Genomic DNA, 22,954 nt, shown 5'->3' with positions numbered 1-22,954 from the left:
GAGTTGGATGAGTGAAGGGCCGGTCGGTGACGGGATGCCGACACCGGAAACAGCAGGAGGACGCGCCGGCGCGCGACTACAGACGGACGTCTCCGCGATGATCGAACTCTCGTCGCGGATGTCGGCGGCCGCCGCCGATCTCGGACGCCTTGTCGATGAGGTGAGCGCTGTGCTCGGCGAGGCGGACGCAGCGATCGGTGTCGATGACGGCGCACGCGCCTTCCGTCGGAGATTCTCCCAGTTGGCTGCCGATGTCGCTTCCTCGGTCGGCGACGCACGGACCGCGACATCCCATCACCAGGCGTTGATCGCCCGGGGAGTGCGCGAAATCGGCGGCACCGACCGCGACCTGGGCCTGCGGCTGGATTCGGGTGCACGATGACGGGACCCGCCGCATCATCCGCCGGCCCGGTACCGGTACCTGTGCCGCCCGAGGTCCGGGCGCTGGCCGACGACCTTGCGCCCGGCGTCTGGCCGACGGCCGACGTGCCGGCTCTGCGCCAAGCCGCGGCACGGTGCCGTGATCTCGCCGCCCGCGCGTCCGTCGCGGCCGACGACATCGCTGCCGCCCACCGCGATCTCGCGCGCGGATCGGGTCATTTTCACGACGGCGTCGTCGCTGCGCAACGTCTGCTGAGCGGGACTCCGGGCACCGGCGTCGACCGCGCGGTCACGCGGCTCGAGGCCGCTGCGGCCGCATTGGACGACTACGCGGACGCCGCGGTGCACGCCCACAACGAGATGGCTGTGGTCGCGTCGGTGGCCGATCGTGAGCGGCTGCGGGGCGATCTGCTGACCACCTTGGGCGACGACTCGGCGAGGGTGATGGCTGCCGGTGCCGGACGTCTGGCGCTGACCGCGGCGGGCGAGGAGTTCACCGGACAGGCCGAGAAGGCCGGGGATCGTCATGACGACGGTGATCAACCGACTCCTGCGGCCACGAGTGGCATGATGCCCTTCTCGGCGATGGGCGGCTTGGCCGCCGGCGCGGGGGCGCTCGCCGGGGGGCACGCCGCGACCGAACGGGACGACGTGTCGGCGCTGTCCACCGCCGACACCGAATGGTTGCAGCGCCGCGCCGCGCAGCTGCAGTCGCGATTGCCGGCGTCGGTCGCCGGGGCGGTGCGGATGGCGATCGGGATCGGACTCGGACCGGACGGGTCGCGCACCGTCGTCGTGGGCAGCGACGACCCCTACCCCTACGAGCGGGAGGGCGTGGGAATCGCCGCCGACGAGATCCTGGTCGGCAACGGCCGTGCAGCCGAACTGGCCATCGTCGACCACATGAACCGGTCGGGCGCCATGCTCGCGGCCATCGCTGCGGCGACGCCGATGGAGCCGGGCACCCTCGCGGCGCTCACCGATCTCGATGCCGAACTGATCGCGCCGAGCGATTTTCACGACCCTGTGTTCGACATCGCTGGTGATGTCCGGGTGGACGAGGCATGAACAGTCGGATCGCTCGGATGGGCGGTGGTCTCGGCGATCTGGTCGAGCGAGTACCCGCGGAAGACCTACGGCAGTGCCTGTATTTCTTGGCGATCACGGTGATGTCGGCCGTCGACATCGGAGACAGCACCGACGTCACGGCCGCGCTGACCGAACTGCGCGAGCGGGGCACGGTGTCGGCGAGCGGTCAGCTCCAGGTGAACAGCCTGCTCGCGCAGTATGAGCAACGCGCTTTTGCGGCCAGACGGCGAGGCGATCTCGATGCGCGCGACCGCGCGTTCTTCCAGGCGCGAGCACTCAACTGCGTGGCCCACGTGATCGGCGCGGGCACCGCGGGCCGCGAGCCACGCGACCGGCTGCGTGAGGCCGCCTACGAGGCGGCGGTCGCCTTTCGGGGGCCTGCCGCGGTGGAGAGCGTGCTGAGCCGGTACGCAGGCTGAGCGGCGGCCCACGGGGGCGTGTCTGACGCCCTAGTCTGGTGTAGTGCACCATTGGCTCTCGCATCGAGCCGGGGACTGGATGAACCACGACATCATCGAGCGTGGTCGCCTTCCGCTGTTGGTGTTTTTTCTCGGACTGATCATCGGGTTCATCGTGATCCGGATCAGCGTGCGCCTGATCCGCGCCGATACTCGGTGGTGGTTCTCGAATGTGACCTCCGGCGACACCCATGTGCATCACGTCGTGTTCGGGGTGGTCCTGACATTGTTGTCCGGACTGGGACTCATCGCTTTCGGGTTGAGCGACGACCAGGCGGCGATGTCGGCATTGGCCGGACTGTTCGGGATCGGCGCCGCACTGATCCTCGACGAGTTCGCGCTGATCTTCTACCTACGCGATGTGTACTGGTCACATGAAGGCCGCACGTCGGTGGATGCGGTGTTCATCGCCGTTGCCGCCACCGGCATGATCCTGCTCGGCTTCCGGCCACTCGACCTCTACTTCGATGCTCTTCGCGATGTCCGGGTGGGCCGGACGGTCGTCATCGACGTCGTCGCGGCGGTGATCAATCTCGGACTCGCCGCGGTCGTCGTGTTCAAGGGGAAGGTGTGGACCGGGGTCGTCGGGGTCTTCGCATGGCCGCTGCTCATCGTCGGGGTCATCCGTCTGGCGCGCCCCACCTCGCCGTGGGCGCGGTGGCGGTATCTGTCGCGTCCACGCAAACTGGAACGGGCCATCGAACGGGAGCGCAAGCTGCGTCGCCCGTTCATCCGCGCGAAGATCTTCGTGCAGGACCTGATCGCCGGGACACCTGATGTGTTGCCACATGTGCGGGCGGCCACCGAGGATCGCCTCGATCAGGTGGTTCATCCGGCGCCGCCGCCACCGGCGATTTCGCCGCACAGGGGTCTATCTGGCACAATAGTCGGGTTGCCTGGCGACGATGTCCCCGCCCGAAAGAGTACTTCGGCGGGACGCGGCCCGGGCACAACCCATGACTCGGAGCACGAACCGGTCGAACCCCACAGGTGACCACCCGATCTACTCGGGAGGTCGGGTGCGGGGCCGCCAGGTTCCTCTGTTCACGCGAACGCCAGATTGGACCAACCACGATGAACACCCTCGACTTCCTCGACAAGCAGTCGCTCCGCGACGACATCCCCGCATTCGGACCCGGTGACACCCTTGACGTCCACGTCAAGGTCATCGAGGGCACCAAGGAACGCGTCCAGGTGTTCAAGGGCGTCGTGATCCGTCGCCAGGGTGGTGGCGTCCGCGAGACCTTCACCGTGCGCAAGGTGTCCTTCGGTGTCGGCGTGGAGCGCACCTTCCCGGTGCACAGCCCCAACATCGCCAAGATCGACGTCCTCACCCGCGGTGACGTGCGTCGCGCGAAGCTCTACTACCTGCGCGATCTGCGTGGCAAGGCAGCCAAGATCAAGGAAAAGCGCTGACGCGTCTACCCTGACGACGTGGCCGACACTCATTCTTCGGGTAGCGACTCAAATTCCGACTGGCAGCGACCGACTGCGGACACCTCCTCTGCCGAGGAGCGGGACCGGGGTCCGGACGGCGACAACCCGGACGAGCGCCCTTGGCACAGCAAGAAGGACAAACCGCAAAAGCGTGGCTCGTTGCTGCGCGAAGCCGTCATCATCATCGGCTGCGTTCTTCTGCTGACCTGGTTGCTACAGACCTTTGTGGGACGGCAGTACGTGATCCCGTCGGAGTCGATGGAGCAGACCCTGCATGGTTGTGCGGGTTGCAGCAACGACCGGATCGTGATCGACAAACTGACCTATCGCTTCGGTGAGCCGCATCCCGGCGACGTCGTCGTGTTCAAGGCGCCGACCGAGTCCTGGGACGGCGCATGGCTCTCGCCGCGGTCGGACAACACCGTGGTGCACGGCATCCAGAATGCGCTCTCCTGGTTCGGTTTCGCACCGCCTGACGAGAACAATCTCGTCAAGCGTGTGATCGCGACGGGAGGACAGACCGTCGAGTGCCACAACGCCGAGAATGTAGGTGTGAAGGTCGACGGCAAGCCGCTGACCGAACCCTATGTGGACAAGACGCTGCAGGCCCAGGACGTGGCCGCCGGCAACGAGTTCGCTGCGGGTCCGGACGGTCAGCCGAACTCGTGCTACGGACCCGATTTCGGTCCGATCAAGGTGCCGGAGGGCAACGTGTGGGTGATGGGGGACAACCGCGCCAATTCGGCCGATTCCCGATTCCACATGGAGGACGAGTACCAGGGCACCGTCCCGGTCAGCGACATCCGCGGCAAGGTTCGTTTCATCATCTATCCCTTCTCGCGAATCGGTGGTGTGTCCTCGTATAACCCCCAGCTATGACGGCGCAGGTCGAATGATGTGGGGACTACGACGATGAGCCGCTGGCCGCCGCGGTTTCCGATACGCCGGGCCGCCAGCCTGCGAACCTACGAGTTCGCGTTGCAGCGCAACGGGCTCGGCCCGGTCGCCGGCGTCGACGAGGCGGGCCGGGGAGCCTGCGCAGGCCCCCTGGTGGTGGCGGCGTGTGTGCTCAAACCGACTCAGCTGGCGTCACTCGCGGATCTGGATGACTCCAAACGACTGACCGAAGCGGTACGTGAAACCCTGTACAAGGCGATCACCAAGTACGCGCTGAGTTGGAGTGTGGTGGTGATACCCGCCGACGAGATCGACCGGATCGGGATCCACGTCGCGAACATCGAAGGCATGCGCCGGGCGGTGGCCGGCCTCGACGTCACGCCCGGCTATGTGCTCTCCGACGGCTTCGTCGTCCCCGGGCTCACCGTGCCCTCGCTGCCGGTGATCGGGGGAGACGGTGCGGCCGCCTGCATCGCTGCTGCCAGCATCATCGCGAAGGTGACCCGTGACCGCATCATGGTGGCCATGGACGGTGACCTGCCAGGGTACGATTTCGCAGTTCACAAGGGGTACAGCACCGCCCACCACATGGCCTGCATCGACCGTCACGGACCATCCCCGCAACACCGCATGTCCTACCGGAATGTCGCGTCCCGCGTGACCTCCGGCCCCGACCCGACCACGATAGGCTTATCGAATGAGTGCTGAGGATCTCGAGAAGTACGAAACCGAGATGGAACTCTCCCTGTACCGCGAGTACAAGGACATTGTCGGTCAGTTCACCTACGTGGTGGAGACCGAACGGCGCTTCTACCTCGCCAATGCCGTGGAGCTGGTGCCCCGCAACACCGAAGGCGAGATCTACTTCGAGCTGCGCATGTCCGATGCCTGGGTGTGGGACATGTACCGGCCCGCGCGCTTCGTCAAGCAGGTCCGTGTCATCACCTTCAAGGACGTCAACATCGAGGAGCTCGAGAAGCCGGAGCTGCGGCTGCCGGATGAGCCGTGATGGGGTGGCGGTCTTCGATACCTCAGCGACGAACCTATCGTGGGATAAGATCGATTGTCGCGCGGGTCAAATCGATAGCACGTTGACACACCTCGGCCACGGGTGGCTCGGGCGAGCCTATGTAGCTCACTCCGGTCGTAACTCCAGCATTCTGCGACTGGACATACGTGAAGCAATTGAGTGAATTGACTGATGCGACGCCAACTTTGCGCCCATCAATTACCACATCATCTCTCCAATTAAAGATCAAGTTGTCCTTCTTGTACGAGTCCAGGCTGTCGAAGTTTGCAACGACTTGATCTGCGGACCATCCGAGGACGTCGGAGTCGGAGTAGATCCACCTACATCCACGTAGGGTTTGTCCTGAAACCGTCGCGGCGTCAGCTATTGTTTCGGGATTTAATCCAGCACTTTCCGCGACAGCAGACGTAATGGCTGTACACGGCTCGTAAGGGCTGCCATCGTTCGATGAATTCCACCTCTTCTCAAATGACGTTTGAAACGGAAGTTTCAAACCGCTGTCGTCGGTTTGGCGTATTCCGACCTCGCCGCTAGTAACTGCACTGAAAGACTCGCCTGCAGTCTCGGAGTTTCTGTCCGTCGAACAGCATGCGAGTAACGGAAGCAGGCAAATTGCGAATGCGAACTTTGCCGCGCGATTGCGCATTTATTCAGTCAGGCCTCGGCCAGCAGCTACGTCAGCGTCTCGCAGCGTGTTCGCCGCTTCATTGCACGCGTTGCTCAGCGCCTCCAGTTGTGCGATTTGCGCGCGGATACTGTGTCCCCACCCGCCATCTGTGCCGATAGAGCGCAAGAGTGTGCCACGAAGGTTCTCGCCTTCTGTACATCCCTTGCCGAGATAGTTTGTGCGCAAGAGAGGTTCGAGGAGCCTCAGGCTGTTCGCCAATGCTTGGGCCGCATCATTCGCTGCTTTGGCTCGTGTGGCCCAACGCCCCTTCTCCGACAACACAATCGCCCCCGGCGTCGGTTCGTGCCAATCCCGTTGATCCGGCGGCGGCTTTATCTCCGGCGCCTCGGGCGGTGCGAGGCACAGCGGCACGCCGGAGTCACTGGTCTTGGGTCCACCGCTCATCGAATCCCTCCCACAGTCATTCGACGTGATGCTGCCGCACTTGGTTCCAGGCGGTTGGCGTCTGCGTCGGCCGACGAATCCCCACGAATTGCCTGTAGCATAGCGGGCCAGATCGGAAGGATCAGAGGTCCGTGGGGGCCGAGCGAGATCGGGGGGTCGGTGACGGGCGGGGGCAACACCGATTGGTTTGTCGCGATCCAGCAGATCTTGGCACGGATCGAATCCATGGGGCCGGAGTCCGCGGCAGCGGATGCGCAGGCGTTGGCGCAGGCCATCTCTGCTGCGCACGACGCTGCGGCCGCCCTCTATCGATTCGGCGGCGACGGTCTGCAGGGCGTGGCTGCGTCGGAAAGCTCGGAGAAAGCCCGGCAGATCTCGAGTGACATCGTCTCCGCGGCCGCCGGCGCCAGCCCCGGGGTCGCCGCACTCGTGAATGCGCAGGCGGTGCTGACGGCGTCACAGGCCCAGGCAGGGCGACTGGCGGCACTACAGGCCGAGATGGCGAATCCACTCTGCGACGCTTACGGCGCGATGATGCAGGCCGGACTGCTCATGACCCAGACCTACAACGCGCCGATGAGTTCGGCCGGTGACGGCGTTCACTCGCCTGCCGCGGCGAGCCGGGGCGGAGTTTCCGGTGGGGTCGCGGGAGGCTCATCGACCGGGGCCGGCAGCGCGGGCGGGGGAGGTGCGTCCGGCGGATCGACAACGCACACGACCGCCGGTGGCTCCACAGACCTCGGTGAATACGGGAGCAAAGACGCTGCAGCGTCGACGGCGAACCCGGCCGGGGCGGCGAGTGCGGCTCAGCAGACAGCATCGGATGCGAGTTCCGCAGCCGACAAGCCGCTATCTCTCGGCGACGACCCATCCGGCGGTGGCAGTGGGGGCGATGACCCGGACAGCCTGAGCCGTGGCGGACTCGGCAGGCCGGACAGTGCTGACGGCTCGGCGACACCGGCCGCGATGATGATGCCGGGAATGCTCGGCGCGGGAGGTGCAGGCGGCAAGATCGGCGGCGGCGCAATCGGCGGTGGTGTGGGCGGCCTCGGTGGCGCTGGCGGATCGGGTTCGGGCTCCACACTTTCGCGTCCACTGGCCGCCGCGGCGCCGACCACGGGTCCCACCTCGAGCTCGACGACTCCCGTCGGCTCGGGCCCCGGCCGCAGTGGTACCTCGATGGGCGGGGCCCCACATGGGTCACGTGCGCGTGGGTCCGAGAGCAAGAACCACAAGGCCGCACACTATCTGCACACCACTGACAATGGAGCCGAGATCGTCGGCAGCCTGCCTCTGGTGGGTCCGCCCGTGATCGGTGACTGGGCGCCCCCGCAGGCCGCCACGCCGGAGGCGACGACGGGTGGGGCCGGAGAGTCCGGGTCTGTGTCGGACGGGTCGGACAACCCGGACAAAGATCTGCGCCTCTGAGTCTGAGGCGCAGAGGGCCGCGATCCACAGTTGCCGAACCATCCACAGATGTCCGCGAAGTTGTCGACGATGAGCTGAACCGTGGTGCGCCGCAGCGATGCTTGTGGCATGAGCGAGAACGCATCCCAGCCGTCGTCGACACCTCGAGGGCGGCCCAGCAGAGCGGACATCGGCCGCATCGGGGAGGACCTGGCCGCCGCCAAGGTTGTTGATCTGGGCTGGACAGTCCTGGCGAGGAACTGGCGAAACCGTTATGGCGAACTGGATCTCATCGCGGCCGAAGGCTCGGAGTTGGTGGTGGTCGAGGTCAAAACCCGGGCGTCGCGCGTGTTCGATGACCCGGTCATGGCCGTCACGCCGCTGAAGTTGGCGCGGATGCGGCGCCTGACCCGACAATGGCTGGCCGAGAACCGCGATCGATGGTGGTCGCGGATCCGGTTCGACGTCATCTCGATTCAGCTCGATCCGCGTGATCCCATCGCCACCGATCTCGCCGTGGTCCGCCATCACCAGGGAGTGTTCGAATGACCGACCCCGCGCTGGTGACCGGGCTCGGACGTGTGCAGTCTGTGGGACTCAACGCGTTCGACGCCAAGCCCATCGAGATCCAGGCCAACGTCGGTTCCGGGTTGCCGGCCTTCACGGTGACGGGCAAGGTCGATGCCTCCCTACGGGAGGCGCGGGATCGCGTCCGCGCCGCGATCTCCAACAGCGGGTTGAAGTTCCCGGAACTGAAGGTGACGGTGTCACTGGCGCCGGCCGATCTGCCGAAAAGCGGCTCGTCCTTCGACCTCGGGATGGCACTCGCGATCCTCGCGGCCACCGCGCAGGCCACCACGACGCGGCTGCACCGCACCGTGTTCCTCGGTGAGCTCGGACTCGACGGGGCGCTGCGACCGGTTCGTGGAGTGCTACCTGCGCTCAAACGGGCTCGGGACGACGGCTTCACCCATGCGGTCGTCCCGATGCCCAACGTCGCCGAGGCCGCACTGGTGGGTGACCTCGATGTGGGCGGGGCACGCACGCTGGGGGAGGTCGTGCGTTGGTTGGCCGGTGATCACGTGCTCGACACGGTCGCCGAGGACGGGCCGGGTCCGCCGCCGCCGGAGATCCACGACATGTCCGACGTGGTAGGGCAGGCCGAGGCGCGTCACGCGCTCGAGGTCGCTGCTGCCGGAGCACATCACGTCTTGATGACCGGGCCGCCGGGCATCGGCAAGACGATGCTCGCCCGCCGCCTGCCGGGCATCCTACCGCCGTTGGGCCCAGAGGAATCCTTGGAGGTCACCGCCATTCACAGCATCGCCGGAACTCTTCGATCCGGGCACCCTCTCATCACCGAGGCGCCGTTCATATCGCCGCATCACACCACCTCCGTGACCGCGTTGCTCGGTGGCGGAACCGGGCTCGCGAGACCGGGGGCGGTCTCCCGTGCTCATCGGGGCGTTCTCTTCCTCGACGAATGCGCCGAGATGGGTGCCAAAGTGCTTGATTCACTGCGTCAGCCACTCGAAGAAGGGGAGGTCCGGGTGTCGCGACGAGACGGGGTGGCCACCTATCCGGCGCGATTTCAATTGATCATGGCGGCCAACCCATGTCCCTGCGCGCCGGCACATGACATCGACTGCATATGCTCGGCCGTCGCACGACGCCGATATCTCGGCAAGCTGTCCGGACCACTGATGGATCGGGTGGACATCCGGGTGCGCATGGACCCGCCGGGCAACACCGCCCTGATGAACTCTGTCGAGGAATCCAGCGACGCCATGCGAGCCCGGGTGTCCGAGGCCCGCGCCGCAGCACTGGCCCGATGGCGTGACCACGGGTGGCTCACCAACGCGGAGGTTCCGGGTTCTGCTTTGCGGCAACGCTTTCGATTGCCTCCTCCGGCGTTGCGGCCGGTTGAGCTGTTCCTCCGTGATGGCCGGGTGACCGCGCGCGGCGCGGATCGAGCGATCCGACTCGCCTGGACACTGGCCGACCTGAAGGGCTGCGAGCAACCATCAGAGACCGAGGTCGCCGAGGCGTTGCTGTATCGGGACCGAGGGGGTCATCGGTGACCAGCGCAGACGACGCCGTCCGGCTGGCCTGGGCCTACCTCGCTCGAGTAGCCGAACCGCCATCGGGTGCGGTGCTGGCCCTCTGCGATCAGCTCGGGCCGGTCGAAGCGGCAGCAGCGATCCGGTCAGGGGTGGTGCCGCCCGGACATGATGCGGTACTCGAAGCAACGGGACCTCGGGCCGGAACCGACTGTGCTGCAGATGACCTCGAGATCGCAGAAAAGATCGGAGCACGACTGGTCACCCGCGACGACGACGAATGGCCCGGATGGGCCCTGATGGCACTGGGGCAGGCCGACACGGCGTTTCGGGGCGGCGAGCCAGTCGCGTTGTGGGTGCGGGGACCGGGACGCCTCGACGAGGTGGCGGCCGCAGGCATTGCCCTGGTGGGTTCCCGAGCTGCCTCCGGCTACGGCGAGCAGGTGACATCCACCCTCGCGGCGGGCCTCGTCCTGGCGAACTGGGCTGTGATATCGGGAGCCGCATACGGAATCGACGGAGTGGCGCATCGCGCTGCGTTGGCCTCTGGTGGGCAGACGATGGCGGTGTTGGCCTGCGGGATCGATCGCGACTATCCGGCCGGCCACGCCCGATTGCTCGCCGAGATCGCCGAGCAGGGCCTCGTCGTCTCCGAGTACCCACCGGGCACGACGGCGGCCAAACACCGGTTCCTGACCCGCAATCGGCTGGTCGCCGCGATGGCGTCGGCGGTGGTCGTGGTCGAAGCCGGTCGCCGTTCCGGGGCGGCCAACACCGCTGCGTGGGCGCGCAAACTCGGCCGCCCACTGGGTGCGGTGCCGGGCCCGGTGACGTCGGCGACCTCGATCGGTTGCCATCAGATGATCGCCGACGACCTCGCCGTACTGGTGGCCGACACGGACGCGGCGATCGCGCTCGCCGCACCCGACGCAGGCCTCGACACCGGGCGCGGCCGGACGCGGCCGACCGACAGTCTCTCCGCTGACGAACAACGCGTCCACGACGCGATCCCGGCCCGTGGCGCTGTCACCATCGAGGAGATCGCCTTCTCGGCGGGCCTCGGTATCGGTGTGGTCCGGTCCGCGCTGGCACGGATGGACGTCAGTGGACACGTGGTGAACGTCGACGGTGCGTGGCAACTGCCGTGACGGATGCGCCGCGGATTTGTCACTTACGGGTCAGCATCTCCACGAAGATGCGTTTGTCGTCCTCGGTCGGACGCGCGACACGCTCGCCGCCCTGCATGTAGCCGATCCCGACGTACACCAGCGCGGTTGCGCGGGCATGCGCATCGACCTCGTCGAACCCGAGCTCGCGGAACGCGGCATTGGCCACGTCAAAGGTCGTGTGGTCGAGCGCGACCACCGCCTGTGCGAGAGAGGAATCGGTTTCCGCCCACGCCCGCAGGGCCGCCTCGACGGTCCTGCGACGAGGGTCGCTGACCAATTCCCCCATGGCTCCGATGCGCTCCATCGGCGAGCGTTTCTCCAGCTCGGCCAGGGTTTGGCGGGCGCTCTCCTCGACCGCTCGGCAATGATCGGACAGCGCGGACATCAGCGCGGCGATGTCGGCGAAGTGCCAATAGAAGCTGCCTTTGGTGACGCCGAGGCGGTCGCACAGGCGCGAGATCTTGATGGCGCCGGCGCCGTCGCTGATCAGCACCTGCATCGCGGCGTCGAGCCAATCGTCCACCGTGAGCCGGGATCCCCGTCTCGACGACGATGACTCCGGCATGACGACCTCTGCTGCTCGTGGGCAATTCGGCGAACTGAACTCCCAGATTAGAGCACTTCACAAACCTATTGTGTCTGTCCGATTAGTTAGGCTTCCCTAATAAGCGTACGGTGGTGCCGGAGAGGAGGCTTCATGGCCAAACAAACGAACGCGCTCACGGTCCTGCGACGCGAAGCCCTGACCCCGCACCTGGTGCGCCTGTACCTCGGTGGTGACGGCTTCGACGATTTCGTGCCGGCGGCCGACCCGGCGACCTGGGACACCGACATGTACATCAAGTTGGCGTTCGGTTCGGACGGAGCGCCCTACCGCGGCACCGATCTCGATCGTAAGAAGACCAGCCTCCTGCCTCCCGAGGAGCAGCCGGTGCTACGGACTTATACGGTGCGGTCGATCGACCTCGACCGCCGTGAGGTCGCCGTCGACTTCGTCGTCCACGGTGACGAGGGGATCGCCGGACCCTGGGCGGCAACAGTCGAACCGGGAACGGTCATCCGGTTCCTCGGCCCGGGCAGCGGCTATCAGCCGAACCCTGACGCCCCCTGGCACCTGCTGGCCGGCGATGAGGCCGGTCTTCCGGCACTCGCCGCCGCCCTCGAAAGGTTGCCCGCGAACGCCGTGGCCAAGGTCTTCATCGAGGTCGGCGGGCCAGAGGACGAGATCGCCCTCACCGCGCCCCCGACGGCCGAGATCGTCTGGGTGCACCGAGGTGGGCCCGCCGGCGAAGTCGGCGACGACGTGGCCGGCGACAATGCGCCTCTGATCGCCGCGGTACGCGATGCCGAGTGGCTCGACGGGGAACCACACGTGTTCATCCACGGTGAGGCACAGGCGGTCATGCACAATCTGCGCGGATACATCCGCAAGGAACGTGGTGTCGGTGCCAAGAACGCCTCGATCTCCGGATACTGGCGGCGCGGGCGCACCGAAGAGGGCTTCCGGCAATGGAAGTCCGAACTCCGAGCCGCCGAAGAGACCGCCGGCGCCAGCGCGTAGCGAGCTGCGCCGCACGCTTCGATCGCGCAACAGTCAGCGTGGGCGGTTGCGTGCGCGCCCGTCGCGCTGTTGTGTCGACGTCATGACCGCTGATTCCCCGGAATCGATGCCGCATGCGAGTGTTCTCGACGATTTCACGTCCTTTCTCCGGTACGAGAAGGGTCATAGTGAACACACGATCCGGGCCTACACCACGGACGTGCGTGGACTCATCGCCTATGCGGGTGCCCGGGGGATCGGCGTCGGGGACATCGACCTGGTGCTGCTGAGATCATGGCTCGCCGACCACACCCGGCGGGGTGCCGCCAGGACCTCGATCGCGCGCCAGGTGTCGTCGGCGAAGACCTTCTGCGCCTGGGCCGCCCGCGAGGGCGTGCTGGGCGAGGAACCCTCGACCCGGTTACAGGCGCCCCGCGCCCATCGCACCCTGCCGACGGTTCTCGCCCCGGATCAGGCGGCCGCCGCGCTCGCCGCGGTGCCGGACGAGGCTGCCGACGACCCGATCGTCGATCGGGACAGGCTCATCGTGGAGTTGCTGTACGCCAGCGGGATTCGCGTCGGCGAGCTGTGCGGTCTGGACATCGGCGACATCGACGCCGGGCGGCGAGTCCTGCGGGTCATCGGCAAGGGCGACAAACAGCGCACCGTCCCGTTCGGGGAACCGGCCGGGCGCGCGATCCACCGGTGGCTGCGTCACGGCCGTCCTCGACTCGCCGGGCCCGACTCCGGGGACGCACTGCTACTCGGTGCGAAAGGCAAACGGCTCAACCAGCGCATGGCCAGGTCCGTGGTGCATCGGGCAGTTCAGGCAGCCGGAGCCCCCGATATCGGACCGCACGGCCTGCGTCACAGCGTGGCCACTCACCTCCTCGAGGGTGGCGCCGACCTGCGCATAGTCCAGGAAATGCTCGGGCATTCGTCGTTGGCGACGACGCAGATCTACACTCACGTCAGCGTCGAGCGCCTGCGCGCCGTACACCGTCAGGCGCATCCCCGGGCATGACCGGGTTCCTGATGATGTGCTCGGCGACCGGCTTGAGCCGGATGCGAACAGCGCCGATCAGGACCATCGGATTCAGATAGACGGCAGCCCGCCCACGACCCCGACGCGCGCCCCAGTGCAGGCACGCCGCGGCGCGACAACCCTCGTGCCCGGCGTCAACCGTGCCGATCACATCGCCTCGGCGGACCGTCTGCCCCTGCCGAACCGTCGCTTCGACCGGCTCATAGGTGGTGATCAGATCGCCGTCGTGGGCAATCGACACCACCGGCCGACCGGCAACCCGGCCGGCGAAGCGCACCCGGCCCGCGCCGGCCGCGCGGACGATGCTGCCCGGCGACGCGGAGAGGTCGACACCCCGATGCCCCGGCTGCCACCGCTTCTCCGGAGGGTCGAAGGGACGGACGACGGTGGCCGGCGGCGCCAACGGCAGGTGATAGCGCGCTCCGGTCGCGGAGGCGATGGCCGGGACGCCGTACAGCAGCAACGCCACGACGATCAACTCCGCCACCGCGAACATCGCCACCCGGGCGGACGGCGGGCATCGTGGCCGCGTCGACGAGTCCCTAGAGATCATGATCTTCAGACGCACCGCGACCCCGATCGGCTCCCACCGATGTCGGGTTGTCGAGAACTTCTCGACCGCCGCCGGGAACGGGCGGGGCCGGTTTTGGTTTTCCACCCGTGACCGGCGTAAACTTCCTGGCGCACCTCATCGGAATCGGTGAGGTGACTTCGCGCGCCTGCGAAGCGACGACTTCCTCCCTGCGAGGACGGGTCGCTGACAATGCCGGGTGGGCGGTCCCGGAGGTGCCATCGCAACCGGGTCCACCACGGCAGCAGGTGCCAGGATCGGCACCGACCGGTGTCGATGTAACTGCACGCAAAGGATAGATACGACATGGCTGTCGTGACCATGAAGCAGCTGCTGGACAGCGGCGCACACTTCGGGCATCAGACCCGCCGTTGGAACCCGAAGATGAAGCGGTTCATCTTCACCGACCGCAACGGCATCTACATCATCGACCTGCAGCAGACGCTGACCTACATCGACAAGGCGTACGAGTTCGTCAAGGAGACCGTCGCCCACGGCGGCACCATCCTGTTCGTCGGCACCAAGAAGCAGGCGCAGGAATCCATCGCCGGAGAGGCCACCCGCGTCGGCATGCCGTACGTGAACCAGCGTTGGCTCGGCGGCATGCTCACCAACTTCTCGACCGTCCACAAGCGCCTGCAGCGTCTGAAGGAACTCGAGACCATGGAGCAGACCGGCGGTTTCGAAGGTCGCACCAAGAAGGAAATCCTCATGCTCACGCGTGAGAAGAACAAGCTCGAGCGCACCCTCGGTGGTATCCGCGATATGGCCAAGGTGCCTTCTGCTGTTTGGGTTGTGGACACCAACAAGGAGCACATTGCTGTCGGTGAGGCACGCAAGCTCAACATCCCGGTCATCGCGATCCTCGACACCAACTGCGATCCCGACCTCGTCGACTACCCGATCCCGGGCAACGACGACGCGATCCGCAGTGCGGCCCTGCTGACCCGTGTGGTCGCATCGGCTGTCGCCGAGGGCGTGCAGGCCCGCGCCGGCCAGTCGTCTGACGACTCCAAGCCGGAGGCGGGCGGCGGCGAGCCGCTGGCCGAGTGGGAGCAGGAACTGCTCACCCAGGCCACCGCACCTGCGGGTGGCGAGGCCGAGGCCGGCACCGCGCCGGCGCAGTAACACCGGATCGAACACCAACGGTCCTGAAGTCTCCTCGGGCCGCGACCCGGCCCGGGGAGACATTCGACACTCTCTCTAAGGAGGCTCGCCAACGATGGCGAACTACACCGCAGCCGATGTGAAGCGTCTCCGTGAGCTCACCGGCTCAGGAATGCTGGACTGCAAGAACGCCCTGGCCAACAACGACGGTGATTTCGACAAGGCCGTCGAGGAACTGCGCATCAAGGGTGCCAAGGACGTCGGCAAGCGCGCCGAGCGGTCCACCGCCGAGGGGCTCGTCGCCGCCAAGGACGGCGCCCTGATCGAGATCAACTCTGAGACCGACTTCGTCGCCAAGAACGCCGAGTTCCAGGAACTCGCCGATCAGATCGTGGCCGCCGCCGCCGAGGCGAAGACCCAGGACATCGAGGTTCTCAAGACCGCCAAGCTGGGCGACGGCACCGTGGACGACGCCGTGCAGGCACTGTCGGCCAAGATCGGCGAGAAGCTCGAGCTTCGTCGGGTGGCCTACTACGACGGACCGGTCTCGGTCTATCTGCACAAGCGTGCGTCGGATCTGCCTCCCGCCGTCGGCGTGCTGGTGTCCTACACCGGTGAGGGCGACGACGCTGCCGAGGCCGCTCGCGGCGCTGCCATGCAGGTGGCCGCGCTGAAGGCGAAGTACGCGACGCGCGACGAGGTTCCCGCCGACATCGTCGAGAACGAGCGTCGTATCGCCGAGCAGACCGCCAAGGAAGAGGGCAAGCCGGAGCAGGCGCTGCCGAAGATCGTCGAAGGACGCGTCAACGGCTTCTACAAGGATGTCGTGCTGCTCGACCAGGCGTCGGTGCAGGACTCCAAGAAGACCGTCAAGGCTCTCCTCGACGAGGCCGGCGTGAGCGTCAACGGTTTCGTCCGTTTCGAGGTCGGCCAGTCCTGATCTGTTGAAACGCCAAAGACGGCCCCGTATCACCGTGGTGGTGGTGCGGGGCTGTCTTTCGTTGTCAACGGATGAGTCCGGGACGTGCAGGGCTGAGCTCCCGGGGGAACTGCCCTCACCCAGTTCGTGGTGAATGCTCACGGCCATCGCAGGTGTCCGGGTTGGGCGCCCGGCCGCGGATGCGGTCGGTACCCAGGCCGAGGTCGTCGACAATCGCCAGGTCGTGATGCCGTTTTCGCGGCAATCAGACACCTGGTCGACCGCATGTCGTCGAACCGCCCACGCAGCCACGTACGATATTGACCGAATCGACCAGTGAGGAAGATGCATGAGCGAAACGCCCTCCCCGCGAGACTCTGAGCGTCACGGCTACAAGCGTGTGCTTCTCAAACTCGGGGGTGAGATGTTCGGCGGCGGCGGAGTCGGCCTCGACCCCGACGTGGTGGCGACGGTGGCCGACCAGATCGCCGAGGTCGTCGCCACGGGTGTGCAGGTGGCGGTCGTCATCGGTGGCGGCAACTTCTTCCGTGGTGCAGAACTGCAGCAGCGTGGACTCGACCGCGCCCGGTCCGACTACATGGGGATGCTCGGCACCGTCATGAATTGCCTGGCGTTGCAGGACTTTCTGGAGAAGCGCGGCGTCAACACCCGGGTCCAGACGGCCATCACGATGGGGCAGGTCGCCGAGCCGTATCTGCCGCTGCGCGCTCAACGGCATCTGGAGAAGGGTCGTGTGGTGATCTTCGGTGCCGGCATGGGCATGCCCTATTTCTCCACCGACACCACCGCCGCGCAGCGGGCGCTCGAGATCAAGGCCGAAGTGGTGCTGATGGCCAAGGGCGTCGACGGTGTCTTCGACGCCGATCCGCGGGTGGTGCCCGATGCAACGATGTTCTCCGAGATCAGCCACCGCGAGGTCCTCGACAAGGAACTCAAGGTCGCCGACGCGACGGCATTCAGTCTCTGTATGGACAACAAGATGCCCATCCTGGTGTTCAATTTGCTGGAGCAGGGCAATATCGCGCGGGCGGTTGCGGGGGAGCGGATCGGTACCCTGGTCGCCACCTGATCACCCGAGCACCCGACACCAATTGAATCAGTACCTAGTAGAAGTAGGACGACGATGATCGACGATGCGCTCCTGGACGCCGAAGAGAAGATGGAGAAGGCGGTCAGTGTCGCCAAGGACGACATGGGATCGATCCGCACCGGGCGCGCCAACCCGGCGATGTTCAACAAGGTGAACATCGAGTACTACGGCACCATGACCCCGATCACCCAGGTCGCCGGGATCAACACCCCCGAGGCGCGGCTCGTGGTGATCAAGCCATATGAGGCATCCACCTTGCGCGACATCGAGACGGCGATCCGCAATTCCGACCTGGGCGTGAACCCGACCAACGACGGCAACGTCATCCGCGTCGCGATCCCTCAGCTGACCGAGGACCGGCGCCGAGAGCTGGTGAAGCAGGCGAAGGGCAAGGGTGAAGACGCCAAGGTCTCCATCCGCAACGTTCGTCGCAAGGCGGTCGACGAACTCAAGCGCATCCAGAAGGACGGTGAGGCCGGCGAGGACGAGGTCACCCGTGCCGAGAAGGAACTCGACAAGACGACCGCCGGGTACGTCGCCCAGGTCGACGAGCTGGTGAAGCACAAAGAGAACGAATTGCTCGAAGTGTGAGCGCCGACCTTCCCGGGGCGTCTATACCAGAACCGATGGCCACTGAATCGTCCGCGAGCAAGCCCGAGGTGCCCGGCGACAAGCAATCGGGCGAGAAGAAGAAGTCGCGCGCCGGACGAAACCTGCCCGCAGCGATCGGCGTGGGTGCATCGCTCGGGGTCTCGATCATCCTGATCCTGTTCTTCGCGCCGAAGATCTGGTACGGCATCGTCGCGGTGGCCTTCGCGATCGCGACGTGGGAGGTGTTCAAACGCCTCCGCGACGGCGGGTATCAGATCGCGTTCTGGCCGTTGGTGATCGGCGGACAGGCGATCATCTGGTCGAGCTGGCCGTGGGGGCCGACGGGAGTGCTGACGGCCTTCGTCGGCACCGTTCTGGTCCTCATGGTCTGGATGTTGTTGGCGCAAGGGATCAACAATGCGCCGGAGAATTACCTGCGCAATCTGGCGGCGAGTGTTTTCGTCCTCGCGTGGTTGCCATTGCTCGCCTCGTTCGGCGCCTACATGGTGGTCCAGGATCACGGCGCGGCGCGGGTGGCCACGCTGATGGTCGTGGTCGTGTGCTCGGACGTCGGTGGCTACGCCGCCGGCGTCCTGTTCGGTAAGCACCCGATGGCGCCGGCCATCAGTCCCAAGAAGTCGTGGGAGGGGCTGATCGGTTCGCTCGTCGTCGGCACCACCGGCGCGGTGTGCTGCGGCATCTTCCTGCTCGACGCCCACTGGTGGGTGGGTGCGATCCTCGGCCCGGTCCTGGTGGTGTGCGCGACGCTCGGAGACCTGGTCGAATCCCAGGTCAAGCGGGATCTCGGCATCAAGGACATGGGTACGCTGCTGCCCGGCCACGGCGGCATCATGGACCGGCTGGACTCACTGTTGCCGTCAGCGTTCATCGTCTGGGCCGTGCTGACCGCACTTCTCTGACGGATCGCGCGTCATACGGCGCGATCGGTCAGCGCTTGGCCTTCTTCAGCGCCCGACTCATCTGCATCATCCGTAGACCACCGACGGCCGCCACGATCAGGGCGCCGGCGATCGCTGCGATGAGCAGGCTCACACCCAGGGGCAGATTGACTTCCCAGAAGAGGAGCATGATCTTCTGGGATTCCAGGTTCTGCAGGATGAAGACCAGCAGCAGAATCGTGATGATCGCGCCGATGACGAGACCGAAGAACGTGGCCCTGGTGCGGGTGTGCTGCACCTTCTTGACCTTGGTGCGGAGCTCGTCACGTTCGGCCAGCAACGCCTGATGGTCGGGATCGGGCTGAGGGAGATCGGTGCCCCCGGTCGGCTCGCCGACATCACTCGGCTGATGCTGCTGCGGATCCGGTGTCGTCATACAGCCATCATGACATGCGACAATGTCACCATGCCGTCATTGCCGCTCGTGTTCGACGCTCCCAAACGGGGGCGTCCTCCCACTCACTTCGTCGACCTCGACTCCGAGGGACGTGTTGCGGCGCTGGCTGATCTCGGGCTGCCGAAGTTCCGCGCCAACCAACTGGCCCGGCAGTATTTCGGCCGGCTCAACGGCGACGTCGAGGAGATGACCGACCTGCCGTCGACGTCGCGTGACGCCGTCGGCGAGAAGCTGTTCCCGTCGTTGCTGACGCCGGTGCGACACATCTCGTGTGATGCCGGAGACACGCGGAAGACCTTGTGGCGATTGCACGACGGCACGCTGCTGGAGAGCGTGCTGATGCGCTACACCGATCGGAACACACTGTGCATCTCCAGCCAGGCCGGATGCGGTATGGCGTGTCCGTTCTGTGCGACGGGGCAGGGTGGTCTGGACCGCAACCTGTCGACCGCCGAGATCGTCGACCAGGTCCGTGCCGCTGCTCGTGCCCTGCGCGACGGTGAGTTCGGTGAACCGGGCCGGCTGTCCAACGTCGTGTTCATGGGGATGGGCGAACCCCTGGCCAACTACAAGCGGGTGGTCAGTGCCGTTCGACAGATCACCTCCCCGGTGCCGGGGGGGCTGGGGATCTCGGCACGATCGGTGACCGTGTCGACGGTCGGTCTGGCACCGTCGATCCGTCGTCTGGCCGATGAGGGGCTGTCGGTGACACTCGCGGTGTCGCTGCACACCCCGGACGACGAGCTGCGAGACACGCTGGTACCCGTCAACAACCGCTGGTCGGTCGCCGAGGTTCTGGACGCGGCACGCTACTACGCCGACACCACCGGACGTCGGGTGTCGATCGAGTACGCGCTGATCCGTGACGTCAATGATCAGCCGTGGCGTGCGGACCTGTTGGGGGAGAAGCTGCACAAGGCCCTGGGGTCGTTGGTGCACGTGAACCTGATCCCATTGAATCCGACTCCGGGGTCCGAATGGGACGCCAGTCCCAAGCCGGTGGAGCGCGAGTTCGTCCGTCGGGTGCGCGAACAGGGTGTGTCATGCACGGTCCGCGACACGCGCGGGCAGGAGATCGCAGCCGCCTGCGGTCAGTTGGCGGCCGAGGAACGCTGAGGTCGCAGCCGCCTGCGGTCAGTTGGCGGCCGAGGAACGCTGAGGTCGCAGCCTCAGTTCTTCCAGCGGCCGCGCTTGGCGAAAGTCGGCCTCAGCAGGAAGTAGGCGAGTACGGCAGCGAAGCCGGCGAGCCAGATGTCTTCCACGTGGCCCCTGTGGTTGCCGATGAACATCAGCAGCAGCGCGGCCACGCAGAACCAACCGGCGATGATGAAGGATTTCGTCGCCTGACCGTGCCATCCGAAGCGGGCCGACGGTGCATCCGCGGGCTCGCGAACCCAGCCGGTGTCGACCTGCTCAACCTCGGTGCTTGCCACGATGGCTCCTCACTCTGCGGACCCGTTTCGACGGGGATCTGGGCGGTCACGTCTCCGGCCACCCGTCGGAAAGTCTGACGGCCGGTAGTAGTAGCGACAAGCATAACGTGACCATGCCGACGACCGGCGACGACCCGTGATGGCGATCTAGATGGCTAGTGGATGATCCATTAATAGATTATCTGCTAGTGTTTGATCATGACATCCACTCACGGCACCAGGCGCCGGGTGTTCCTGCTCGGTGTCATCTGCGCCGCCACCCTGATGACGGTCATCGACGAAACGATCGTCACCGTGGCACTTCCCGACATCCGCAGCGAACTGAACTTCACCGCCGCGGGATTGCCCTGGGTCGTCAACGCATATCTGATCGGGTTCGGCGGTGTGCTGTTGTTCGCCGGCCGCGTGGGAGATCTCGTCGGTCGAGGACGAGTGCTGTTGTCGGGAATGGCATTGTTCACGGCAGCCTCGATGCTCTGTGGGCTCGCCATGTCGCCTGCCTGGCTGATCGTGGCGCGCTTCGTCCAGGGCATCGGTGCGGCATTCGCCGTCGCGGTCGCGCTGGGGATGATCGCCGCACTGTTCGATGAACCGGGGGAGCGCGACCGCGCGATGGGCGCATACGCCTTCATGGGCGCGGTCGGCGCCTCGTCCGGCTACATCATCGGCGGCATCATCACCACGTCGTTGGACTGGCGGTGGGTGTTCTTCGTGAACGTGCCCATCGGCGTGGTGGTCGTCGTCGCAGGGTTGCGCACCTTTCCGGGTGAGAATCCACCGGGGTTGCGCGGTGGACTCGATTGGCAGGGCGCGTCGATGCTCGTGGTCGGGCTGATGTGTCTGGTCGGGGCGCTCGCGTCACAGAACCCCGTGGCCGGTGCGGCGGCACTTGTCTTGCTCGCGGGTTTCGTTGTACGCCAACGGTTCGCGGCCTCGCCGACGTTGCCGCTCGAGGTGTTGGCCGCACGCGGACTCGGGGCCGTGAACATCGCGTTCGCGTGTTTCGTCGGCGCGATGTTCACCTTTCAGTTCCTCACCACGCTCTACCTCCAGGAGGTGCTCGGCTTCACACCCCTGCTCGCCGGCATCGGAATCGTTCCCATCGCCGCAGGGATCGCGGTCGGCTCGATGGGCGTATACCCGCGTGTCGCGGCACGATTCGGCGTCCGTGCCGCACTGATCGTCGGGCTGGGATCGGTGGTGATCGGTCTGTTCCTCCTGATCCGGGTGCGCCCCGACGGTTCCTACACGTCCGACCTGCTCCCGACGGTGGTGTTGTTCGCCGTCGGCGGTGGTCTCGCACTCCCGGCGATCATGAGCGCGGCGATGGCCGACGTCGCGCCCGCCCATACCGGTGTCGCATCGGGGCTGATCAACACCTCGCAGCAGGCCGGTGGGGCGATCGGGCTGGCGGGACTGACCGCGGTCGCGGCCGCCGTCACCGCGAGCTCCACGTCCGCGGGCGCGCCTGAGTCGGTTGCGCTCGTCGACGGCTTCCGGGTGGCCTGGGGAGTTGCCGGCGGGCTCGCGTCGGTGGCCCTCATCATCGTGGTGATCGCAGTGCGCGTCGGCCCCGCCGCGGGGGCGGGTGGTTCCGCAGACGTCGCGTCATCGCTCCGGCGACCACGGCGGGACCGACCACGCGGCACCCGACCTGCGGGCGAGCCACCCGCGGGTGAGCAGCACCACGAGGGAGGGCGAGGCGAGGACCAACGCCCGGTCGTGTGTTGTCGCGGTGACCTCCCGGACACGCCCTAGACTCGGTTCGTGCCCACGGATGTCGACCCACCTGCCGTCGATCTGTCCTTCCTTCTCAATCAGACCTCGTACGCGCTGGCCGCGCGCATGGCCGAATCCTTGGCCGACCTGGACCTCACCGTCGCCCAGTACTGCGTCCTGTGGAAGGCGGGCGAGGAAGAACGGACTCAGATCGAGATCGCCGAACTGTCGGGTCTGGACAAGACCACCGTGGTCAACACTCTCGACGAATTGGAGGGGAAGGGTCTGGCGACTCGCCGTGTCCATGCCACCGACCGTCGTGCTCGGGTCGCGGCCGTGACCGACCCCGGCGCCGACGTGCTCGGTCACGCACACGAACGGATCCGGCAGGTCTACGACGACGTTCTGGGTGACCTGCCGGCCGACGAGAGGGCCGCATTTCTCACCACACTGTCGACGCTGGCGAACGGTGTGTTGTCGGCACCATCTCATGTCAGTGCGATGCGCCGGCGTCGCAGCCCGCGCCGCGCCGCGCCGTAGAGGCCCCGACAACCGCGCTCGC

27 protein-coding genes are annotated in these 22,954 nt (G+C 66.3%); 22 read left to right on the top strand and 5 right to left on the bottom strand.

Annotation, left to right across the window (positions count from 1 at the left end):
- Window positions 1-7 precede the first annotated feature (7 nt).
- From AC4AMJ_RS13185 to AC4AMJ_RS13150, 8 genes are all read left to right on the top strand, one after another.
- Window positions 8-382, top strand: coding sequence for a hypothetical protein (locus AC4AMJ_RS13185; protein WP_489894493.1), 375 nt, complete (start codon window positions 8-10; stop codon window positions 380-382).
- On the top strand, window positions 379-1,449 hold the full coding sequence (locus AC4AMJ_RS13180) for a hypothetical protein (protein ID WP_489894495.1): 1,071 nt from the start codon (window positions 379-381) through the stop codon (window positions 1,447-1,449). The genes AC4AMJ_RS13185 and AC4AMJ_RS13180 overlap by 4 nt, the downstream gene beginning before the upstream one ends.
- Window positions 1,446-1,889 (top strand): hypothetical protein, encoded by a 444-nt coding sequence (locus AC4AMJ_RS13175; RefSeq protein ID WP_489918249.1) that lies wholly within the window; start codon window positions 1,446-1,448, stop codon window positions 1,887-1,889. Before AC4AMJ_RS13180 ends, AC4AMJ_RS13175 begins: the two co-directional genes overlap by 4 nt.
- 79 nt (window positions 1,890-1,968) lie before the next feature.
- Window positions 1,969-2,922, top strand: coding sequence for a hypothetical protein (locus tag AC4AMJ_RS13170; RefSeq protein WP_489918248.1), 954 nt, complete (start codon window positions 1,969-1,971; stop codon window positions 2,920-2,922).
- A gap of 80 nt (window positions 2,923-3,002) precedes the next feature.
- On the top strand, window positions 3,003-3,344 hold the full coding sequence (gene rplS / locus AC4AMJ_RS13165; protein ID WP_223373955.1) for a 50S ribosomal protein L19: 342 nt from the start codon (window positions 3,003-3,005) through the stop codon (window positions 3,342-3,344).
- An 18-nt stretch (window positions 3,345-3,362) separates the two neighbouring features.
- Window positions 3,363-4,244, top strand: coding sequence for a signal peptidase I (lepB, locus tag AC4AMJ_RS13160; protein WP_489918247.1), 882 nt, complete (start codon window positions 3,363-3,365; stop codon window positions 4,242-4,244).
- A 33-nt stretch (window positions 4,245-4,277) separates the two neighbouring features.
- Window positions 4,278-4,970, top strand: a complete 693-nt coding sequence (locus AC4AMJ_RS13155; RefSeq protein WP_489894503.1) for a ribonuclease HII — start codon at window positions 4,278-4,280, stop codon at window positions 4,968-4,970.
- Entirely contained in the window at window positions 4,960-5,271 is a 312-nt protein-coding gene (locus tag AC4AMJ_RS13150) for a DUF2469 domain-containing protein (protein WP_489894505.1), read from the top strand. Before AC4AMJ_RS13155 ends, AC4AMJ_RS13150 begins: the two co-directional genes overlap by 11 nt.
- 34 nt (window positions 5,272-5,305) lie before the next feature.
- Here the strand turns inward: AC4AMJ_RS13150 and AC4AMJ_RS13145 are convergent, their stop codons facing one another.
- The gene (locus tag AC4AMJ_RS13145; protein ID WP_489918246.1) at window positions 5,306-5,938 is read right to left on the bottom strand and encodes a DUF3558 family protein; all 633 of its coding nucleotides are present in this window, start codon (window positions 5,936-5,938) and stop codon (window positions 5,306-5,308) included.
- A 585-nt stretch (window positions 5,939-6,523) separates the two neighbouring features.
- On the opposite strand from AC4AMJ_RS13145, the gene AC4AMJ_RS13140 reads away from it, so the two are divergent.
- The 4 genes from AC4AMJ_RS13140 (at window position 6,524) to dprA (ending at window position 10,979) form a co-directional block, all read left to right on the top strand.
- Window positions 6,524-7,792, top strand: a complete 1,269-nt coding sequence (locus tag AC4AMJ_RS13140) for a hypothetical protein (RefSeq protein ID WP_489918245.1) — start codon at window positions 6,524-6,526, stop codon at window positions 7,790-7,792.
- Between the two features lie 108 nt (window positions 7,793-7,900).
- Window positions 7,901-8,320, top strand: coding sequence for a YraN family protein (locus AC4AMJ_RS13135; RefSeq protein ID WP_489918244.1), 420 nt, complete (start codon window positions 7,901-7,903; stop codon window positions 8,318-8,320).
- Window positions 8,317-9,852 (top strand): YifB family Mg chelatase-like AAA ATPase, encoded by a 1,536-nt coding sequence (locus tag AC4AMJ_RS13130; RefSeq protein ID WP_489918243.1) that lies wholly within the window; start codon window positions 8,317-8,319, stop codon window positions 9,850-9,852. Before AC4AMJ_RS13135 ends, AC4AMJ_RS13130 begins: the two co-directional genes overlap by 4 nt.
- Window positions 9,849-10,979, top strand: a complete 1,131-nt coding sequence (dprA, locus tag AC4AMJ_RS13125) for a DNA-processing protein DprA (RefSeq protein ID WP_489918242.1) — start codon at window positions 9,849-9,851, stop codon at window positions 10,977-10,979. Before AC4AMJ_RS13130 ends, dprA begins: the two co-directional genes overlap by 4 nt.
- A 19-nt stretch (window positions 10,980-10,998) precedes the next feature.
- Here the strand turns inward: dprA and AC4AMJ_RS13120 are convergent, their stop codons facing one another.
- A complete protein-coding gene (locus tag AC4AMJ_RS13120) occupies window positions 10,999-11,565 on the bottom strand; it encodes a TetR/AcrR family transcriptional regulator (protein ID WP_489894517.1) in 567 nt (188 codons plus the stop codon).
- A 132-nt stretch (window positions 11,566-11,697) separates the two neighbouring features.
- Here AC4AMJ_RS13120 and AC4AMJ_RS13115 point away from each other — a divergent pair, with 132 nt between their 5' ends.
- Together AC4AMJ_RS13115 and AC4AMJ_RS13110 are read left to right on the top strand one after the other, a co-directional pair.
- Window positions 11,698-12,561, top strand: a complete 864-nt coding sequence (locus tag AC4AMJ_RS13115) for a siderophore-interacting protein (protein ID WP_489894519.1) — start codon at window positions 11,698-11,700, stop codon at window positions 12,559-12,561.
- Window positions 12,562-12,643: 82 nt separating this feature from the next.
- A complete protein-coding gene (locus tag AC4AMJ_RS13110; protein WP_489918241.1) occupies window positions 12,644-13,564 on the top strand; it encodes a tyrosine recombinase XerC in 921 nt (306 codons plus the stop codon).
- Here AC4AMJ_RS13110 and AC4AMJ_RS13105 read toward each other — a convergent pair.
- The gene (locus AC4AMJ_RS13105; RefSeq protein WP_489918240.1) at window positions 13,512-14,138 is read right to left on the bottom strand and encodes a murein hydrolase activator EnvC family protein; all 627 of its coding nucleotides are present in this window, start codon (window positions 14,136-14,138) and stop codon (window positions 13,512-13,514) included. The genes AC4AMJ_RS13110 and AC4AMJ_RS13105 overlap by 53 nt on opposite strands.
- A gap of 324 nt (window positions 14,139-14,462) precedes the next feature.
- Here AC4AMJ_RS13105 and rpsB point away from each other — a divergent pair, with 324 nt between their 5' ends.
- The 5 genes from rpsB (at window position 14,463) to AC4AMJ_RS13080 (ending at window position 18,804) form a co-directional block, all read left to right on the top strand.
- A complete protein-coding gene (gene rpsB / locus AC4AMJ_RS13100) occupies window positions 14,463-15,284 on the top strand; it encodes a 30S ribosomal protein S2 (protein ID WP_489894523.1) in 822 nt (273 codons plus the stop codon).
- Between the two features lie 94 nt (window positions 15,285-15,378).
- Entirely contained in the window at window positions 15,379-16,203 is an 825-nt protein-coding gene (gene tsf, locus AC4AMJ_RS13095; RefSeq protein ID WP_489894525.1) for a translation elongation factor Ts, read from the top strand.
- Between the two features lie 328 nt (window positions 16,204-16,531).
- Entirely contained in the window at window positions 16,532-17,272 is a 741-nt protein-coding gene (gene pyrH, locus AC4AMJ_RS13090) for a UMP kinase (RefSeq protein WP_489894527.1), read from the top strand.
- Between the two features lie 54 nt (window positions 17,273-17,326).
- Complete coding sequence (gene frr, locus AC4AMJ_RS13085; RefSeq protein ID WP_489894529.1) at window positions 17,327-17,884, top strand: ribosome recycling factor; 558 nt, start codon at window positions 17,327-17,329, stop codon at window positions 17,882-17,884.
- 35 nt (window positions 17,885-17,919) lie between these two features.
- Window positions 17,920-18,804, top strand: coding sequence for a phosphatidate cytidylyltransferase (locus AC4AMJ_RS13080; protein ID WP_489894531.1), 885 nt, complete (start codon window positions 17,920-17,922; stop codon window positions 18,802-18,804).
- 28 nt (window positions 18,805-18,832) lie between these two features.
- Here the strand turns inward: AC4AMJ_RS13080 and AC4AMJ_RS13075 are convergent, their stop codons facing one another.
- Window positions 18,833-19,219 (bottom strand): LapA family protein, encoded by a 387-nt coding sequence (locus AC4AMJ_RS13075; RefSeq protein WP_489918239.1) that lies wholly within the window; start codon window positions 19,217-19,219, stop codon window positions 18,833-18,835.
- A gap of 30 nt (window positions 19,220-19,249) precedes the next feature.
- Between AC4AMJ_RS13075 and rlmN the strand changes: the two genes are divergently transcribed.
- Window positions 19,250-20,356 (top strand): dual-specificity RNA methyltransferase RlmN, encoded by a 1,107-nt coding sequence (rlmN, locus tag AC4AMJ_RS13070; RefSeq protein ID WP_489900842.1) that lies wholly within the window; start codon window positions 19,250-19,252, stop codon window positions 20,354-20,356.
- Window positions 20,357-20,409: 53 nt separating this feature from the next.
- Here rlmN and AC4AMJ_RS13065 read toward each other — a convergent pair whose 3' ends face one another.
- Window positions 20,410-20,673, bottom strand: a complete 264-nt coding sequence (locus AC4AMJ_RS13065) for a DUF2631 domain-containing protein (protein WP_489894535.1) — start codon at window positions 20,671-20,673, stop codon at window positions 20,410-20,412.
- A 198-nt stretch (window positions 20,674-20,871) separates the two neighbouring features.
- Between AC4AMJ_RS13065 and AC4AMJ_RS13060 the strand changes: the two genes are divergently transcribed.
- Both AC4AMJ_RS13060 and AC4AMJ_RS13055 read left to right on the top strand, forming a co-directional pair.
- Window positions 20,872-22,431: an MFS transporter gene (locus AC4AMJ_RS13060; RefSeq protein WP_489918238.1), complete on the top strand. Its 1,560-nt coding sequence runs from the start codon at window positions 20,872-20,874 to the stop codon at window positions 22,429-22,431.
- A 9-nt stretch (window positions 22,432-22,440) separates the two neighbouring features.
- The gene (locus AC4AMJ_RS13055) at window positions 22,441-22,932 is read left to right on the top strand and encodes a MarR family winged helix-turn-helix transcriptional regulator (RefSeq protein ID WP_489894539.1); all 492 of its coding nucleotides are present in this window, start codon (window positions 22,441-22,443) and stop codon (window positions 22,930-22,932) included.
- Window positions 22,933-22,954: the final 22 nt, after the last annotated feature.

It is taken from the genome of Gordonia sp. LMA484, assembly GCF_058129505.1.
Note: the sequence above shows the minus strand (reverse complement) of the source record. Positions and strands in the feature narration are given on the sequence as shown.

Bases quoted from the DNA above. Each gene is read 5' to 3' on its own strand.
- AC4AMJ_RS13185 (WP_489894493.1), top strand. From the start codon at position 8: ATGAGTGAAGGGCCGGTCGGTGACGGGATGCCGACACCGGAAACAGCA.
- AC4AMJ_RS13180 (WP_489894495.1), top strand. From the start codon at position 379: ATGACGGGACCCGCCGCATCATCCGCCGGCCCGGTACCGGTACCTGTG.
- AC4AMJ_RS13175 (WP_489918249.1), top strand. From the start codon at position 1,446: ATGAACAGTCGGATCGCTCGGATGGGCGGTGGTCTCGGCGATCTGGTC.
- AC4AMJ_RS13170 (WP_489918248.1), top strand. From the start codon at position 1,969: ATGAACCACGACATCATCGAGCGTGGTCGCCTTCCGCTGTTGGTGTTT.
- rplS (WP_223373955.1), top strand. From the start codon at position 3,003: ATGAACACCCTCGACTTCCTCGACAAGCAGTCGCTCCGCGACGACATC.
- AC4AMJ_RS13155 (WP_489894503.1), top strand. From the start codon at position 4,278: ATGAGCCGCTGGCCGCCGCGGTTTCCGATACGCCGGGCCGCCAGCCTG.
- AC4AMJ_RS13150 (WP_489894505.1), top strand. From the start codon at position 4,960: ATGAGTGCTGAGGATCTCGAGAAGTACGAAACCGAGATGGAACTCTCC.
- AC4AMJ_RS13145 (WP_489918246.1), bottom strand. From the start codon at position 5,938: ATGCGCAATCGCGCGGCAAAGTTCGCATTCGCAATTTGCCTGCTTCCG.
- AC4AMJ_RS13135 (WP_489918244.1), top strand. From the start codon at position 7,901: ATGAGCGAGAACGCATCCCAGCCGTCGTCGACACCTCGAGGGCGGCCC.
- AC4AMJ_RS13130 (WP_489918243.1), top strand. From the start codon at position 8,317: ATGACCGACCCCGCGCTGGTGACCGGGCTCGGACGTGTGCAGTCTGTG.
- AC4AMJ_RS13120 (WP_489894517.1), bottom strand. From the start codon at position 11,565: ATGCCGGAGTCATCGTCGTCGAGACGGGGATCCCGGCTCACGGTGGAC.
- AC4AMJ_RS13115 (WP_489894519.1), top strand. From the start codon at position 11,698: ATGGCCAAACAAACGAACGCGCTCACGGTCCTGCGACGCGAAGCCCTG.
- AC4AMJ_RS13110 (WP_489918241.1), top strand. From the start codon at position 12,644: ATGACCGCTGATTCCCCGGAATCGATGCCGCATGCGAGTGTTCTCGAC.
- AC4AMJ_RS13105 (WP_489918240.1), bottom strand. From the start codon at position 14,138: ATGATCTCTAGGGACTCGTCGACGCGGCCACGATGCCCGCCGTCCGCC.
- rpsB (WP_489894523.1), top strand. From the start codon at position 14,463: ATGGCTGTCGTGACCATGAAGCAGCTGCTGGACAGCGGCGCACACTTC.
- tsf (WP_489894525.1), top strand. From the start codon at position 15,379: ATGGCGAACTACACCGCAGCCGATGTGAAGCGTCTCCGTGAGCTCACC.
- pyrH (WP_489894527.1), top strand. From the start codon at position 16,532: ATGAGCGAAACGCCCTCCCCGCGAGACTCTGAGCGTCACGGCTACAAG.
- frr (WP_489894529.1), top strand. From the start codon at position 17,327: ATGATCGACGATGCGCTCCTGGACGCCGAAGAGAAGATGGAGAAGGCG.
- AC4AMJ_RS13080 (WP_489894531.1), top strand. From the start codon at position 17,920: ATGGCCACTGAATCGTCCGCGAGCAAGCCCGAGGTGCCCGGCGACAAG.
- AC4AMJ_RS13075 (WP_489918239.1), bottom strand. From the start codon at position 19,219: ATGACGACACCGGATCCGCAGCAGCATCAGCCGAGTGATGTCGGCGAG.
- rlmN (WP_489900842.1), top strand. From the start codon at position 19,250: ATGCCGTCATTGCCGCTCGTGTTCGACGCTCCCAAACGGGGGCGTCCT.
- AC4AMJ_RS13060 (WP_489918238.1), top strand. From the start codon at position 20,872: ATGACATCCACTCACGGCACCAGGCGCCGGGTGTTCCTGCTCGGTGTC.